1 pseudogene is annotated in these 836 nt (G+C 43.8%); it reads left to right on the top strand.

The window, feature by feature from the left end:
• A pseudogene (locus ACFINZ_RS10325) lies at nt 1-836 on the top strand (filamentous hemagglutinin); the annotation flags it as partial.

Here is an 836-nt window from a genome sequence, read left to right on the forward strand (position 1 = left end):
GCGAATTGACTTATGGCGGTTTAGACTTTCAAAGCACCAATGCCCTTGATATTCAGCATGCACGGCTGCAAGCAGTGACAGATAAGGGGGGGAGTGGAGATATTGTTTTTAGAGCTCCAGGGATTATGACGGATAAGGAAACATCGGTTTTAGCGGCACGAGATTTTACCATCAAAACAGGGAAGCTTCACAATAGTGGTCAATTGGCAGCGGGGCAGAATTTAGCCTTCAGCGTGACAGGTGATGCGACCAACAGCAAAACGGGTTTAATCTATGTGAAGGGCAATGGTGCGCTCAAAGTTGATGGGGCTTTGTTGAATGATTTGGGTGCCATTGTGGCAGAGGGTGATTTATCTTTCACCAATTTGGGGGGCACAGGAAAGAGCCTTTCTCTTGTCAACAAAGCAGGTTTGATTCAGGCAGGTGGAAACTTAAACATCCAAACCAAAACATTGCAAAATGAAGCCGATAGCATACCGGAAATGAAGGAAAAAAAGGAATATAGCGATCTTTCATTTCAAAGACCAGAGGGGGCTGATCAACTCAGTGATGGGATGTTATATCAAGATGGGCCCAATCTTTGGGGAAAGGGGCACGAACATCAAAGTCATACGGGACCTTTTAAAGGGCACGTAAAAATTTTCTTAGATACTCCACTTTGGAATAGCAAAGAAGGAACTTATGGTACGGTAACTTTAAAAGATGGATCAGTCTATAAGGCATTTACTTGGGAATTTGAGCCTGTCTATGATCAAAAGTCTGTAAAACGGTATCGATGGGATAACTGGTCACACATGACAAAGGAGACTGTCACGCAGACGTTTTCGCATAAACCT

It is taken from the genome of Bartonella sp. AA81SXKL, assembly GCF_042196945.1.
Lineage (GTDB): Bacteria > Pseudomonadota > Alphaproteobacteria > Rhizobiales > Rhizobiaceae > Bartonella.